Below are 15,556 nucleotides of genomic sequence, written 5' to 3'. Positions count from 1 at the left end.
CGATCAGTGGCGCGCCTTGCGCGCCCTGACCGGAACCGGCTGGGCCACCAGCACGATGCCGGAAAAACCCAGCACCAAAAAGCAGAACATCTGCCAGCGTTCGCCCACGGAGATCCCGTAGCGCAGAGTGTAGTAGCTGACGCAGGCAGCAAAACCGAGCAACAGCATCTGGCCGCGAAATTGCCGCCACCAGGCCGCCAGGCCATCCACCCTCGCCAATACCGCCAGCTGGGTCAACAGCCCGAGCATTGCCACGCCGATCAACCAACGGTCGATCTGTGCAGCAATGTCGTGCACCAGCAACGGCGCCAGGCCACTGACTTTCAGCGCAGGCACCAGCCCCACGTGGAACACCCACAGGCCGCCGACCCAGAAAACCTGGGCCAGCTGCCAGAGGATCACCTCGAGGGATGGCGCCCGCAGGCGCCGGTCAGATGTGCTTGACTTCGACAATCTCGTACTCGACCGTACCGTTCGGCGTCTTCACGACCACCGTGTCACCTTCTTCCTTGCCAATGATGGCACGGGCGATAGGTGCACCGCTGGAAAGCTTGCCTTTCTTCACGTCGGCTTCATCTTCGCCAACGATCTGGTAGGTCACCTGATCGCCGGTTTCAGTGTTCTCCAGATCGACAGTGGTGCCGAAGATGACCTTGCCGGTGTGGGCAATGGTGGTCACGTCGATCACCACCGAGTTCTGCAGGCGGCCTTCGATATCGCGAATACGCGCCTCGACCATGCCCTGCTCCTCACGGGCGGCATGGTATTCGGCGTTTTCCTTGAGATCGCCCAGCTCGCGGGCCTCACCGATAGCCTGGCTCAGGCGCGGGCGCTCGGTCTTGCTCAGGAACAGATGCTCTTCTTCCAGGGCGCGAGCGCCCTGGACGGTCATCGGGTACTTGGTAATGCTCATGCTTTGAGTCCTGCATGCAGATCCTGCAGGCGACGAACGGTCTTTTCCGGACCGAATTTCAGCGCCTCGCAGATGGCTTCACCGGCCGCAATGGTGGTGGTGCAGTAAATCTTGTGCTGCAGCGCATTGCGACGAATCGAGTAGGAGTCGGCGATCGACTGGCGGCCTTCGGTGGTGTTGATGATCAGCGACACTTCGTCGTTCTTGATCATGTCGACCACGTGTGGGCGACCCTCGGTCACCTTGTTCACACGGCGCACTTTCAGGCCGGCCGCTTCGATAACCTTGGCGGTACCTGCAGTTGCAACCACTTCGAAGCCCAGGGCGATCAGGTCGCGGGCAACGCCAGCCACTTGCGGCTTGTCGTCGTCGCGCACGCTGATGAACGCGGTACCGCCGGTCGGCAGCACTTCGCTGGCGCCCATCTGGGCCTTGGCGAAGGCTTCACCGAAGCTGTCGCCGACACCCATGACTTCACCGGTGGATTTCATCTCAGGGCCGAGGATCGGGTCAACCCCTGGGAACTTGGCGAACGGGAAGACGGCTTCCTTCACGCTGTAGAAGTTCGGGATGATTTCCTGGGTGAAGCCCAGTTCTTTCAGGGTTTTACCAGCCATGACGCGCGCGGCGATCATCGCCAGCGAGGTGCCGATGCACTTGGACACGAACGGCACGGTACGCGAGGCGCGCGGGTTGACCTCGATCACGTAGATCTTGTCGCCCTGCAGGGCCAGCTGCACGTTCATCAGGCCGACCACGCCCAGTTCCAGGGCCATTTTCTTGACCTGTACGCGGACTTCGTCCTGCACTTCCTTGCTCAGCGAGTAAGGTGGCAGCGAGCACGCCGAGTCACCGGAGTGAACGCCGGCCTGCTCGATGTGCTGCATGATCGCGCCGATCACCACGTCGGTGCCGTCGCAGACCGCATCCACGTCCATCTCGATGGCGCAGTTGAGGAAGTGGTCGAGCAGCACCGGGCTGTCGTTGGACACTTGCACCGCTTCACGCAGGTAACGCTTGAGCTCGTCCAGCTCGTAGACGATCTCCATCGCACGGCCGCCCAGTACGTAGGACGGGCGCACCACCAGCGGGTAGCCGATAGTGCCGGCCGCCTTGATGGCTTCGTCTTCGCTGCGCACGGTGGCGTTTGGCGGCTGCAGCAGGTTCAGGCGCTGAACCATCTGCTGGAAACGCTCGCGGTCTTCGGCGCGGTCGATGGCGTCCGGGCTGGTGCCGATGATTGGCACGCCGGCTTCTTCCAGGGCACGGGCCAGTTTCAGCGGGGTCTGGCCGCCGTAGTGGACGATGACGCCCTTCGGCTTCTCGACGCGGCAGACTTCCAGCACGTCTTCCAGGGTCAGCGGCTCGAAGTACAGACGGTCGGAGGTGTCGTAGTCGGTGGAGACGGTTTCCGGGTTGCAGTTGACCATGATGGTCTCGTAACCGTCTTCACGCAGTGCCAGCGCTGCGTGCACGCAGCAGTAGTCGAACTCGATGCCTTGGCCGATACGGTTCGGCCCACCGCCCAGGATCATGATCTTGTCGCGGGTCGACGGGTTGGCCTCGCACTCTTCCTCGTAGGTCGAGTACAGGTAGGCGGTGTCGGTGGCGAACTCGGCGGCGCAGGTGTCGACGCGCTTGTACACCGGGAACACTTCCAGCTTGTGGCGGTGACGGCGCAGGTTCTTGTCGGTGATGCCGAGCAGCTTGGCCAGGCGCTGGTCCGAGAAGCCCTTGCGCTTGAGGCGCAGCATGTAGTCCTTGTCGATCGCCGACAGGGCCAGGGTCTTGACCTTCTCTTCTTCCTTGATCAGGTCTTCCATCTGCACCAGGAACCACAGGTCGATGCCGGTCAGCTGGAAGATTTCCTCGATGGTCATGCCCGAACGCATGGCATCGGCGACATACCAGATACGCTCGGCACCCGGCACGGTCAGTTCGCGCTTGAGGATGCTGGCGGCTTCCGGGCTGGCCAGGTCGACTTTCGGGTCGAGGCCGCAGGCGCCGACTTCCAGGCCACGCAGGGCTTTCTGCAGGGATTCCTGGAAGGTACGGCCGATGGCCATGACTTCACCAACAGACTTCATCTGGGTGGTCAGACGGGCGTCGGCCTTGGGGAACTTCTCGAAGGCGAAGCGTGGCAGCTTGGTGACGACGTAGTCGATCGACGGCTCGAAGGACGCCGGGGTACGGCCGCCGGTGATGTCGTTCTGCAGTTCGTCCAGGGTGTAGCCGATGGCCAGCTTGGCGGCGATCTTGGCGATCGGGAAGCCAGTGGCCTTGGACGCCAGGGCGGACGAACGCGAAACACGCGGGTTCATCTCGATCACGACCATGCGGCCGGTGTTCGGGCAGATGCCGAACTGCACGTTGGAACCACCGGTTTCGACACCGATTTCACGCAGCACCGCCAGCGAGGCGTTGCGCATGATCTGGTATTCCTTGTCGGTCAGGGTCTGTGCCGGAGCCACGGTAATCGAGTCACCGGTGTGCACGCCCATCGGGTCGAAGTTTTCGATGGAGCAGACGATGATGCAGTTGTCCTTCTTGTCGCGGACCACCTCCATCTCGTATTCCTTCCAGCCGATCAGCGATTCGTCGATCAGCAGTTCCTTGGTCGGCGACAGGTCCAGACCACGGGTGCAGATTTCTTCGAACTCTTCACGGTTGTAGGCAATACCGCCACCGGTGCCGCCCATGGTGAAGGACGGGCGGATGATGCATGGGAAGCCGAGCTTCTCGAGGACCGCATTGGCCTCTTCCATGCTGTGGGCGATACCCGAGCGCGGGCACTCAAGGCCGATATCCTTCATGGCCTTGTCGAAGCGCGAGCGGTCTTCGGCCTTGTCGATGGTGTCGGCGTTGGCACCGATCATCTCTACGCCGAACTTTTCCAGAACGCCATGGCGCTCCAGGTCCAGGGCGCAGTTCAGCGCGGTCTGGCCGCCCATGGTCGGCAGGACGGCGTCCGGGCGCTCTTTTTCGATGATCTTGGCCACCGATTGCCATTTGATCGGCTCGATGTAGGTGGCGTCGGCCATGGCCGGGTCGGTCATGATGGTGGCTGGGTTGGAATTCACCAGGATGACGCGGAAACCTTCCTCGCGCAGGGCCTTGCAGGCCTGGGCGCCGGAATAGTCGAACTCACAGGCCTGGCCGATCACGATCGGGCCAGCGCCGAGAATCAGGATGCTTTTGATGTCTGTACGTTTTGGCATGGTGGTCACTCAAATCCGGGGTCAGTCGGCAAGCCGCTTTGAACAATCTGGGTCAGGCGCTTCCGGGCGCGGCACAAGCCGGCCCGGGGCCTTGAAGCAGGATGCTCAGCGGCGCTTGGCCATGGCATCGGTGAAACGATCGAACAGTGGCGCGACATCGGTCGGGCCCGGGCTCGCTTCAGGGTGGCCCTGGAAGCTGAACGCGCTCTTGTCGGTGCGCTCGATACCCTGCAGGGTGCCGTCGAACAGCGACTTGTGAATGGCGCGTACGTTAGCCGGCAAGGTGGCTTCGTCGACGGCAAAGCCGTGGTTCTGGCTGGTGATCATGACCACGCCGGTGTCCAGGTCCTGGACCGGGTGGTTGGCACCGTGGTGGCCATGGCCCATCTTCACGGTCTTGGCGCCGGAGGCCAGGGCCAGCAGCTGGTGGCCGAGGCAGATGCCGAAGACCGGAATCTCGGTTTCGAGGATTTCCTTGATCGCCTGGATGGCGTAGTCGCATGGCTCCGGATCACCAGGGCCGTTGGACAGGAACACACCATCGGGGTTGAGCGCGAGCACTTCGCTGGCCGGGGTCTGGGCTGGCACCACGGTCACGCGGCAACCACGCGCGACCAGCATGCGCAGGATGTTCAGCTTGACGCCGTAGTCAAAGGCAACCACGTGGTAAGGCAGGTCGGCAGCGTCGATGGTCGGGTGGCTGTCGGACTTCAGTTCCCACACGCTGGAACGCCACTCGTAGCGCTCCTTGGTGGAAACGACCTTGGCCAGGTCCATGCCCTTCAGGCCCGGGAAGGCACGGGCAGCGGCGATGGCCTGCTCTTCGGTGATGTTGTCACCGGCGAGGATGCAGCCGTTCTGGGCGCCCTTTTCACGCAGGATACGGGTCAGGCGACGGGTATCGATACCGGCGATGGCGACAACGTTGTTGGCCTTGAGGTACTCAGGCAGCGACTGGGTATTGCGCCAGTTGCTGGCCAGCAGCGGCAGGTCGCGGATGACCAGGCCGGCGGACCAGACGCGGTTGGATTCGGCGTCTTCCGGGGTAGTGCCGGTATTGCCGATGTGCGGGTAGGTCAGGGTGACGATTTGCTGCGAGTAGGAAGGGTCTGTAAGGATTTCCTGGTAGCCGGTCATAGCGGTGTTGAATACCACCTCACCAACGGTCTGACCGTCGGCACCAATGGCTTCACCGCGAAAAATACTGCCGTCGGCAAGGGCGAGTATGGCTGGCTTTGTCAAGAAGACCTCCCGTAAATCAAGCATGAAAGGGCGATCGCAGGTTGCAAAAAAGCGGAGTGACGTATGGACACGTCACCCCGCTTTTAAGTGCTGAATTCAATTCGCTGCGCGCTTTTAGTGGACACACTAAAGCTGTAGCTTACAGAAAAGTGCGTTTTCGGTCTACCGTAGATGTGTCTCTAAAACACACCAATGCGACAAGGGGCTGCCAGGCAGCCCCACGGCATCAACGCAGTTCGAGCACGTCTTGCATGTCGTACAGGCCAGGCTCGCGCCCTTCCAGCCACAGCGCAGCGCGCACGGCGCCCTTGGCGAACGTCATGCGGCTGGAGGCCTTGTGGGTGATCTCCAGGCGCTCGCCTTCGGCGGCGAACAGTACAGTGTGGTCACCGACCACATCACCGGCACGCACGGTGGCGAAACCGATGGTCTTGCGATCACGAGCACCGGTCTGGCCTTCGCGCCCATAAACCGCCACTTCCTGCAGGTCACGCCCCAGCGCATTGGCAACCACTTCACCCATGCGCAGCGCGGTCCCCGACGGCGCATCGACCTTGTGCCGGTGATGGGCCTCGATGATCTCGATATCCACATCATCGCCCAGCACCCGGGCCGCCATGTCCAGCAGCTTGAGGCTGAGGTTCACGCCCACGCTGAAGTTCGCGGCGAAGACGATCGGGATTTCCTTGCCCGCCTCCGCCAGCAGCTCTTTCTCTTCCGGCGTGAAACCGGTGGTGCCGATGACCATGGCCTTGCCTGCCTTGCGGCAGAACGCCAGGTTCTTCAGGGTCACCGAAGGATGCGTGAAGTCAATCAGCACATCGAACTCGTCGGCGACCTTGGCCAGGTCATCGCAGATCGGCACGCCGATACGCCCCAGGGCCGCCAGTTCGCCGGCATCGGCCCCGACCAGCGAGCTGTCCGGGCGATCGATCGCCGCCGTCAGCCCGGTCTGGGGCGCCTGCTGCTGCACAGCCTCGACGAGGGTCTTGCCCATCCGCCCCGCCGCGCCCATTACCGCAATACGTCGCATAGCCTGTTCCTTCTCAGAGATCGCCGAAGAAGCGCTTCACACCCTCGAACCAGCCGCTGGCCTTGGGCGAATGGGAGCTGTCGCCTTCCAGCGAATCGCGCAGCTCTTCGAGCAGCTCGCGCTGGCGACGGCTGAGGTTGACCGGCGTTTCCACCGCCACTCGGCACAGCAGGTCGCCTGCCGCGCCACCGCGCACCGGTGCCACGCCCTTGCCACGCAAGCGGAACTGCTTGCCGGTCTGGGTACCTTCGGGGATCTTCAGCTTCACGCGACCATCGAGGGTCGGCACTTCCAGCTCGCCCCCCAGGGCGGCATCGGTATAGCTGATCGGCACTTCGCAGTAGAGGTGCTTGCCGTCGCGCTGGAAGATCGGGTGCTCGCGCACATTGACGACCACGTACAGGTCACCGGTAGGGCCGCCATGGGCACCCGCCTCGCCTTCGCCGGACAGGCGGATGCGATCGCCGGTATCGACGCCAGCCGGCACCTTGACCGACAGGGTCTTGTATTCCTCGACACGGCCTTCGCCGTGGCACGAGCCGCAAGGATCGGTGATGATCTTGCCCTGGCCGTGGCAGCGCGGGCAGGTCTGCTGCACCGCGAAGAAGCCCTGCTGCATGCGCACCTGGCCGATACCGCCACAGGTCGGGCAGGTCGACGGGGTCGAGCCCTTCTTGGCGCCGGAGCCATCGCACGGCTTGCAGTTGACCAGCGTGGGGACGCGGATATTGACCGTGGTACCGCGCACCGCCTCTTCGAGATTGAGCTCGAGGGTGTAGCGCAGGTCGCTGCCACGCTGGGCGCCGCCACGACCACCACCACGACCACCGCCGAAGAAATCACTGAAGACATCGCCGAAGATATCGGAGAAGTTGGCACCACCGAAGCCGGCACCGCCTCCGCCCATGCTCGGGTCGACGCCGGCATGGCCGTACTGGTCGTACGCCGCACGCTTGCTGGCATCCGACAGCACTTCGTAGGCCTCGTTGGCCTCCTTGAACAGGTCTTCGGACTCTTTGTCACCCGGGTTGCGGTCAGGGTGGTACTTCATCGCCAGACGGCGGTAGGCCTTCTTCAGATCACCTTCACTGGCGCCACGCTCGACACCCAGGACTTCATAAAAATCACGCTTTGCCATAGGTCATTTGCACTCTTGGGGGCGTTCGGCATACCTCTGCGCATCGGTGCGCCATGCCGTCAGCACCTGCCGCCATACGCGAATGCGCCCAGACAGATGCTGTAAATAATTCTCGTGTTCCAGACACGCCAACGCGGGAGCAAGCCCCCGCGCGGCGACATCCTACCAGCTCACCGGCAAACGACGGTGAACTGGGCGACAACATGCAGGATTTACTGCTTGTTGTTGTCTTTTACTTCTTCGAACTCGGCGTCAACCACGTCGTCATGCTTGGCTTCCGGCTCGGCCTGCTGGGCGCCGCCCTGCGGTTGCTCGGCCTGTTGCTCGGCGTACATCTTCTGGGCAACAGGGGCCGAAACCTTGGACAGCTCCTCGACCTTGGCGTCGATGGCAGCCTTGTCGTCGCCCTTGACGGCGGCTTCCAGGGCTACCACGGCGGCCTCGATGGCAGTTTTCTCTTCGGCGGTGACCTTGTCACCCGCTTCAGTGATCATCTTGCGGGTCGAGTGGACCAGCGCGTCACCCTGGTTACGGGCGGCGGCCAGCTCTTCGAACTTGCGGTCTTCCTCGGCATTGGCCTCGGCGTCACGCACCATTTTCTCGATTTCTTCGTCGGACAGGCCGGAGTTGGCCTTGATCACGATCGACTGCGCCTTGCCGGTGGCCTTGTCCTTCGCACCGACGTGCAGGATGCCGTTGGCGTCGATGTCGAAGGTCACTTCGATCTGCGGTACGCCACGTGGAGCCGGCGGAATATCGGCCAGGTCGAACTTGCCCAGCGACTTGTTCTGCGAAGCTTGCTTGCGCTCGCCCTGCAGCACGTGGATGGTCACGGCGCCCTGGTTGTCATCGGCGGTCGAGAACACCTGCGACTTCTTGGTCGGGATGGTGGTGTTCTTCTCGATCAGCGCGGTCATCACGCCACCCATGGTTTCGATACCCAGGGTCAGCGGGCTGACGTCCAGCAGCAGTACGTCCTTCACGTCACCAGCCAGAACGGCGCCCTGGATGGCGGCACCCATGGCGACGGCTTCGTCCGGGTTGACGTCCTTGCGCGCTTCCTTGCCGAAGAAGTCGGCAACGGCTTTCTGCACCATCGGCATACGGGTCTGGCCACCGACCAGGATCACGTCGTCGATCTTGCTGGCATCGATGCCGGCGTCCTTCAGGGCGATTCGGCATGGCTCGATGGTACGGTTGACCAGGTCTTCGACCAGCGACTCCAGCTTGGCGCGGGAGATCTTCACGTTCAGGTGTTTCGGACCGGTTGCGTCTGCAGTGATGTACGGCAGGTTGACGTCGGTCGACTGGGCCGAGGACAGCTCGATCTTGGCTTTTTCAGCGGCTTCTTTCAGGCGCTGCAGGGCCAGGGGATCGTTCTTCAGGTCCATGCCGGACTCTTTCTTGAACTCGTCGACGAGGTAGTCGATCAGGCGCATGTCAAAGTCTTCACCACCCAGGAAGGTGTCGCCGTTGGTGGCCAGTACTTCGAACTGGTGCTCACCGTCGACTTCGGCGATTTCGATGACCGACACGTCGAAGGTACCACCACCCAGGTCATAGACGATGACGGTGTGGTCGCCCTTGCCCTTGTCCATGCCGTAGGCCAGCGCGGCGGCAGTCGGTTCGTTGATGATGCGCTTGACGTCCAGGCCAGCGATGCGGCCGGCGTCCTTGGTTGCCTGGCGCTGGCTGTCGTTGAAGTAGGCCGGCACGGTGATGACCGCTTCAGTGACAGGCTCGCCGAGGTAGTCTTCGGCGGTCTTCTTCATTTTCTTCAGGACTTCGGCGCTGATCTGCGGCGGCGCCATTTCCTTGCCGGAAGCCTCGACCCAGGCATCACCGTTGTTGGCCTTGACGATCTTGTAAGGCACCAGCTTGATGTCTTTCTGGACGACGTCTTCTTCGAAGCGGCGGCCGATCAGGCGCTTCACCGCGAACAGGGTGTTGTGCGGGTTGGTGACCGCCTGGCGCTTGGCCGACTGGCCAACCAGGATTTCGCCGTCGTTGGCGTAGGCGATGATCGAAGGCGTGGTGCGCGCGCCTTCGGCGTTCTCGATGACCTTGGCAGTGCCGTTTTCCAGCACGGAGACGCAGGAGTTGGTGGTCCCCAGGTCGATACCGATGATTTTACCCATGATGATTCTCCCGAAACTTGAATTTGGTAGCAGTGACTGCTTTGGCCATCTGCACTAATACTTGAAGGCTTGACACCTAGATGGGGGCGCCCGGAAAGATTTCAAGCCTTTTCATTGATCGAAGGTTGCGCAGCGCTCGGCGCCTTGCTGACCACCACCATGGCGGGGCGCAGCAGGCGGCCGTTGAGCAGGTAGCCCTTCTGGAACACGTTGATCACGCTGTTCGGCTCGACATCGGCGCTTTCCTGCATGGCCATCGCCTGGTGGTGTTCGGCGTTGAACGGCTGACCGTGCGGATCGACGGCCTCAAGGTTGTAGCGCTTGAGGGTGTCCTGGAACATCTTCAGGGTCAGCTCGACACCTTCACGGATCTTCTTGACGTTCTCGTCTTCGGCGCTGGAGTGCGCCAGGGCCAGCTCCAGACTGTCGATCACCGGCAGCAGGTCGGAGGAGAACTTCTCCAGGGCGAACTTGTGCGCCTTCTCGACGTCCTGCTCGGCACGGCGACGGATGTTCTGCAGGTCGGCGGCGGCGCGCAGGGATTGGTCCTTGGCGGCGGCCAGCTGCTCTTCGAGCTCCAGAACGCGCGCGTCGGCGGTTGCTGCACCGGCTTCTTCGGAATTCAGGTTCTTCTCATCCAGCTGTTCGTCAGCCATTGGGTTTCTCCTCCACGATTTCTGTCGTGCGAGCCAGGCTCGCCATGTCTTGCCGGCTATATGGGGTCGGAAAAACCAGGTTCAAGGGGGCAGGTGCTTTTCCACATTCGTCGACCGGCTATTGGCAGACTCGCGAAAAGCACTGTATAAATATCCAGACACGACCCCTCGGGAGCCGCCCCAATGCTGGTGCACCTGTCCATCCACAACTACGCCATCGTCGAACACCTCGACCTCGAGATCGCCCGCGGGATGTCCGTCATCACCGGCGAGACCGGGGCCGGCAAGTCGATCATGCTCGACGCCCTCGGCCTGGCCCTTGGCGACCGCGCCGACAGTGGCGTGGTGCGTCCGGGCACCGACAAGGCGGACATCCTCGCCACCTTCGACCTGGTCGACATCCCCGAAGCGCACGCCTGGCTCGCCGAGCGCGACCTGGAAAGCGACGGCCCGTGCATCCTGCGCCGGGTGATCACCGCCGAGGGCCGCAGCCGCGGCTACATCAATGGCACCCCCTGCCCGCTGGGCGACCTCAAGGCGCTGGGCGAGCTGCTGATCGACATCCACAGCCAGCACGAACACCAGTCACTACTGAAAACCGACACCCATCGCCGCCTGGTGGACGAGTACGCCGGCGCCACCGACCTGGCCCGCCAGGTGCAGTTGGCCGCCAAGCGCTGGAACCAGACGCGCCAGGAGCTGGAGCGCCTGAGCAACTCCGGCGACGAGCAGCGGGCGCGCCACCAGTTGCTCAGCTACCAGCTGGAAGAACTCGACAACCTCGGCCTTGGCGAAAACGAGCTGGAACAGCTGGAGCAGGAGCACAAGAACCTGACCAACGCCGAGGCACTCTTCGGCATCTGCCGCCAGGTCATCGAGCAGTGCAGCGAAAGCGATTCGGGCAACGTACTGAGCGCCCTGACCATGAGCCTCAATCGCCTCGGCGCGGTAGGCAATGCACCCAAGGCACTGGGCGAGGCGGTCAACCTGATTGCCAGCGCGCAGATCCAGGTGGAGGAGGCCGTCGGCGAACTCAACCGCTTCCTCGACAACTTCGATGCCGACCCGATGCGCCTGCAGACCCTCGAAGAACGCCTGGACACTATCTATACCCTCGCGCGCAAACACCGCGTGCACCCCACCGAACTTCCGCACCTGCAACAGCGGCTGATGGAAGAGCTGGAGGGCCTGAATGCCAGCGACGAATCGATCGAGCGACTGGGCGAGGAGCTCGCGGCCTTCGCCCAGCACTATAAAGAGAAGGCCATTGAGCTCAGCGCCCTGCGCCAGCAGGCGGCCAAACAGCTGGCCACCGCAGTGGAGCAGGAAATCCAGCGCCTGGGCATGCCAGGCGGGCGTTTCTGCATCGAACTCACCCCCTTCGAAAGCACTGACCTCTCGCCCCACGGCCTGGAGCAGATCGAGCTGCTGGTCAGCGCCAACCCTGGTCAGCCACTCAAGGGCCTGGCCAAGGTGGCCTCAGGCGGCGAGCTGTCACGCATCAGCCTGGCGATCCAGGTGATCACCGCACAGACTTCACGCATTCCGACCCTGGTATTCGACGAAGTCGACGTGGGTATCGGCGGCCCGACCGCCGAGATCGTCGGCCAATTGCTTCGCCGCCTCGGCGAACGCGGCCAGGTGCTGACCGTGACCCACCTGCCACAGGTAGCCGCCCAAGGGCATCACCACCTGTTCGTGCACAAGGTGCGCAACAGCGACACCACACACACCGCCGTGGCCAGCCTGGGCAAGCGCGAGCGGGTCGAGGAAGTGGCGCGGATGCTGGGCGGCATCGACCTCACCAAGGAGTCGCTGGCCCATGCGCGCAAGATGGTTGTGACCAGCAAGACCTGAGCGGCCGAAGCGAGCCCAACCCAAAAAGCACAAAGGCGACCCGAAGGTCGCCTTTGTCGTCAATAACGATTCAATCGTTACTTCTTTTTACGTACGTACAGCACCAGATTGTGGTCCACCAGCTCGAAGCCATGCTCGGCAACAATCTCTTTCTGGCGCTTCTCGATTTCGGCATCGAAGAATTCAATGACTTCACCGCTGTCCACGTTGACCATGTGATCGTGGTGCTTGCCATCCGCCAGCTCGAACACCGCGTGGCCGCCATCAAAGTTGTGGCGCTCCACCAGGCCCGCCGCTTCGAATTGGGTCAGTACGCGGTACACGGTCGCCAGACCGACATCTTCGCCAGCTTCCATCAGCGCCTTGTACACATCCTCGGCACTCATGTGACGCTGCTCGGCGGAGTCGAGCATCTGAAGAATCTTTACTCGAGGCAGGGTTACCTTGAGGCCCGCTTTGCGCAATTCGCTATTTTCAACCATGGTCAGCTTTCTCGCCGATGCTGCTTCGCAGCTTCTCTTAATACGGGTATGATCGGGGTTTACGTTGTCCAGCCAAGATAGTGGAAGTCGCCCACCGATGCAAAACACCAAGCTCTTGCTAAACAGCCTCACCCTCGTGGGACTGCTCGCACTCGCCGGTTGCTCGTTTCCCGGGGTTTACAAAATCGACATCCAGCAGGGCAATGTCGTCACGCAGGACATGATAGACCAATTGCGCCCGGGAATGACCCGCCGACAAGTAAGGTTTATCATGGGTAACCCCCTGCTGCAGGACACTTTCCACACCAATCGCTGGGATTACCTCTACAGCCTGCAGCCTGGCGGCGGCCAGCGCCAGCAAGAGCGCATGAGCATTTTCTTCAACGAGAACGACCAACTGGTCAACCTCTCAGGCGACTTCATGCCAGGCGTCAGCCGCGACCAGGAAATCCTCGGCGGCAGCGGCGACACTACAGTCAACCCGGACAAGCAACCGAGCCAGTCCGAGAAGCCGGCCAAGCCAGGCTCGCTGGAAGACTCGCTGCAAAAGGAAATCGACAACGTCGAGACCACCCCGGTGCCAACACCAGCACCGCTGGAAACTTCGCCGCAGTAAATGCGCCGACACTAAAAAGCCCGGATCGTTTCCGGGCTTTTTATTGCCTGCATGAATGACGGAGTTTACTCACCCGCCACGCGCACCCTCAACCATTGAGCTGCTTGGCCCGCTGGCAGAAGGCATCGACCATGGTGTTGGCTGCCTGGTTGAACAGTGGCCCCAAGGTGGCCCGCACCAGGGCACCGGCGTAGTCGAACGACAGGTCGAGGCTGATCTTGCAGGCCTTTTCTCCCAGCGGCTTGAACACCCACAGCCCATGCAACTGGGTGAACGGCCCCTCTTCCAGGTTCATCTCGATCGACTGCCCCGGCACCAGCACATTGCGCGTGATGAACTGCTGGCTCATGCCACCCTTGGCCACTTCCAACCTGGCGCGCATGTGCGTATCACTGGCCTCGAGCACTGTGGACGCCGAGCACCAGGGCAGGAACTCCGGGTAGCTCGCCACATCGTTGACCAGGTCGTAGAGCGCCTGGGCAGGGTACGGCAGCAGAGCGGAGCGTTGAATATGGGTAGTCATCCAGGCGTCACTTCCAAACTGGGCGGCAGCGCTTGTCAGCGCCTTGAAAACGGCTCTGCGCGGCAGAGCGTGGGTTGCATTGTCCGGGATTCACACAACAGGCTCAAGCGCAGCTAAACCCCGTAGCCGAGGACGCGGCGACTGCCTATAATGCCGCCCCTATGGCTAAACAAAAGAAGCATCCGACCGGGACCATCGCGCAGAACAAGAAAGCGCGACACGATTACTTCATCGAACACAAGTTCGAGGCCGGGCTGGTCCTGTCCGGCTGGGAAGTAAAAAGCCTGCGGGCCGGCAAGGCGCACCTGACCGACAGCTACGTGCTGCTCAAGGATGGCGAAGCCTGGCTGTTCGGCAGCCACATCACCCCACTGAACACCGCCAGCACCCACGTCATTGCCGACCCCATCCGCACCCGCAAGCTGCTGCTGAACAAGCGCGAGCTCGAGCGCCTGGAAGCGGCCGTGGCGCAGAAGGGCTACACCTGCGTGGCGATGTCGCTGTACTGGAGCAAGCACCTGATCAAGTGTGAGATCGCACTCGGCAAGGGCAAGAAGGAGTTCGACAAGCGCGATACCGTGCGCGAGCGCGACTCCAACCGCGAGCTGCAGCGCACGATGCGCAACAAGGGCAAGGAAGAGTAAGGCTCGGCCTGACCTTTCCCGTGGGAGCGGGCTTGCCCCGCGATCGCGCCAGGCCAGGCAGCACCGCTGCCCATGCTAGCGCGATCGCGGGGCCAGCCCGCTCCCACGAAGCCCAGAATCAGCGCCCGCTGCGCCGCTCCGCCCGCGCAACCCGCTGTGCTTCCTGCTGCGCCTCCTGCAGCACCTCCTGCACATACAGGATGTGCCGGCTGGAAACCTCCCGCGCGTCCTCCGCACGCCCTTCGACAATCGCCAGGTACAACTCGCGATGCTGGCTGATCAGCATGTCGCGGGTCTCAGTGCGTTGTTGGTACATGCCGCCAATGTTGGTCACCACATTGCGCTTGAGCAGGTCGAACAACCCGCGAATAGTGTGCAACAACACGGCATTGTGGCTGGCCTCGGCAATGGCCAGATGGAAGCGAGCATCGGCAGCCCCCTCCTCCGCCCGATCCACCTCACCGACACGGTTGTAGCAGTCCTGCAAGGCGTCGAACGCAGTCTTCAGCCGCTCACGATCCGGCTCGGTGGCGCGCTGCGCCGCGTAGTAGGCGCAGGACGCCTCCAGCGTATGACGAAACTCCAGCAGGTCACGCTGCGCCTCGGGGCTGGATTCGAGCAGCTTCAGCAAGGGGTCGCTGAAGGTCGAGCCCAATGACTCGGCCACATAGTTGCCGCCGCCCTGGCGACTGACCAGCAAGCCCTTGGCCACCAGCTTCTGGATAGCCTCGCGCAACGACGGCCGCGACACGCCGAACTGCTCGGCCAGGGCGCGCTCGGCCGGCAGGCGCTGACCCGAGGTGAGGGTGCCTTCGAGAATCATCCCTTCCAACCGATCGACGATGTCGTCGGACAGGCGCCGCTGGCGGACCTGATCAAAAACCATCACATGCTCTCCACGAACCCCGGGGATGCCAATCCGGGGGCGCCTATTCTGCGCCTATCCGGCTTGCGCCGACAGCCGTCAGGCGGCGTTTTTCCCAGCCAATCAGATGCCCGCTCATCGGCATCCGACCAAAGTTTCCCACAGGACAAATTGACACACCCTGCGTGGCGCTCTTAACCTAGCGACCAGCCATTGTAAATTGGTCTTACC

At 62.4% G+C, this 15,556-nt stretch carries 14 protein-coding genes; 3 read left to right on the top strand and 11 right to left on the bottom strand.

Features of this window, described 5'->3' with window-relative positions; genetic code table 11:
- Positions 1 to 3: 3 nt before the first annotated feature.
- The 8 genes from BMY03_RS21680 to grpE form a co-directional block, all read right to left on the bottom strand.
- Positions 4 to 453, bottom strand: coding sequence for an MFS transporter (locus BMY03_RS21680; protein ID WP_094012248.1), 450 nt, complete (start codon positions 451 to 453; stop codon positions 4 to 6).
- On the bottom strand, positions 431 to 913 hold the full coding sequence (gene greA, locus BMY03_RS21675) for a transcription elongation factor GreA (RefSeq protein ID WP_082120346.1): 483 nt from the start codon (positions 911 to 913) through the stop codon (positions 431 to 433). The genes BMY03_RS21680 and greA overlap by 23 nt, the downstream gene beginning before the upstream one ends.
- Entirely contained in the window at positions 910 to 4,131 is a 3,222-nt protein-coding gene (gene carB, locus BMY03_RS21670) for a carbamoyl-phosphate synthase large subunit (RefSeq protein ID WP_031314636.1), read from the bottom strand. Before carB ends, greA begins: the two co-directional genes overlap by 4 nt.
- Positions 4,132 to 4,236: 105 nt before the next feature.
- Entirely contained in the window at positions 4,237 to 5,373 is a 1,137-nt protein-coding gene (gene carA / locus BMY03_RS21665) for a glutamine-hydrolyzing carbamoyl-phosphate synthase small subunit (protein ID WP_094012247.1), read from the bottom strand.
- Between the two features lie 226 nt (positions 5,374 to 5,599).
- Positions 5,600 to 6,406: a 4-hydroxy-tetrahydrodipicolinate reductase gene (dapB, locus tag BMY03_RS21660; RefSeq protein ID WP_038706867.1), complete on the bottom strand. Its 807-nt coding sequence runs from the start codon at positions 6,404 to 6,406 to the stop codon at positions 5,600 to 5,602.
- Between the two features lie 13 nt (positions 6,407 to 6,419).
- On the bottom strand, positions 6,420 to 7,544 hold the full coding sequence (gene dnaJ / locus BMY03_RS21655) for a molecular chaperone DnaJ (RefSeq protein ID WP_028691264.1): 1,125 nt from the start codon (positions 7,542 to 7,544) through the stop codon (positions 6,420 to 6,422).
- Positions 7,545 to 7,756: 212 nt separating this feature from the next.
- Entirely contained in the window at positions 7,757 to 9,682 is a 1,926-nt protein-coding gene (dnaK, locus tag BMY03_RS21650) for a molecular chaperone DnaK (protein ID WP_023629351.1), read from the bottom strand.
- Between the two features lie 101 nt (positions 9,683 to 9,783).
- On the bottom strand, positions 9,784 to 10,338 hold the full coding sequence (gene grpE / locus BMY03_RS21645) for a nucleotide exchange factor GrpE (RefSeq protein WP_023629352.1): 555 nt from the start codon (positions 10,336 to 10,338) through the stop codon (positions 9,784 to 9,786).
- Between the two features lie 183 nt (positions 10,339 to 10,521).
- Here grpE and recN point away from each other — a divergent pair, with 183 nt between their 5' ends.
- Positions 10,522 to 12,195 (top strand): DNA repair protein RecN, encoded by a 1,674-nt coding sequence (recN, locus tag BMY03_RS21640; protein WP_094012246.1) that lies wholly within the window; start codon positions 10,522 to 10,524, stop codon positions 12,193 to 12,195.
- 77 nt (positions 12,196 to 12,272) lie between these two features.
- Here recN and fur read toward each other — a convergent pair whose 3' ends face one another.
- On the bottom strand, positions 12,273 to 12,677 hold the full coding sequence (fur, locus tag BMY03_RS21635) for a ferric iron uptake transcriptional regulator (RefSeq protein ID WP_028691268.1): 405 nt from the start codon (positions 12,675 to 12,677) through the stop codon (positions 12,273 to 12,275).
- A 97-nt stretch (positions 12,678 to 12,774) separates the two neighbouring features.
- Here fur and BMY03_RS21630 point away from each other — a divergent pair, with 97 nt between their 5' ends.
- Entirely contained in the window at positions 12,775 to 13,293 is a 519-nt protein-coding gene (locus BMY03_RS21630; protein WP_023629354.1) for an outer membrane protein assembly factor BamE, read from the top strand.
- A gap of 88 nt (positions 13,294 to 13,381) precedes the next feature.
- On the opposite strand, the gene BMY03_RS21625 is transcribed toward BMY03_RS21630, so the two are convergent.
- Positions 13,382 to 13,816 carry a type II toxin-antitoxin system RatA family toxin gene (locus BMY03_RS21625; protein ID WP_038706868.1) on the bottom strand — a complete coding sequence of 145 codons (435 nt, stop codon included), beginning with the start codon at positions 13,814 to 13,816 and terminating at the stop codon, positions 13,382 to 13,384.
- Between the two features lie 161 nt (positions 13,817 to 13,977).
- Here BMY03_RS21625 and smpB point away from each other — a divergent pair, with 161 nt between their 5' ends.
- Positions 13,978 to 14,460 carry an SsrA-binding protein SmpB gene (gene smpB, locus BMY03_RS21620; RefSeq protein ID WP_023629355.1) on the top strand — a complete coding sequence of 161 codons (483 nt, stop codon included), beginning with the start codon at positions 13,978 to 13,980 and terminating at the stop codon, positions 14,458 to 14,460.
- Between the two features lie 118 nt (positions 14,461 to 14,578).
- Here the strand turns inward: smpB and BMY03_RS21615 are convergent, their stop codons facing one another.
- Positions 14,579 to 15,346, bottom strand: coding sequence for an FCD domain-containing protein (locus BMY03_RS21615; protein ID WP_023629356.1), 768 nt, complete (start codon positions 15,344 to 15,346; stop codon positions 14,579 to 14,581).
- Positions 15,347 to 15,556: the final 210 nt, after the last annotated feature.

Source organism: Pseudomonas soli (assembly GCF_900110655.1).
Taxonomy (GTDB): Bacteria; Pseudomonadota; Gammaproteobacteria; order Pseudomonadales; family Pseudomonadaceae; genus Aquipseudomonas; species Aquipseudomonas soli.
This window is presented reverse-complemented; position numbering and strand designations above follow the sequence as displayed.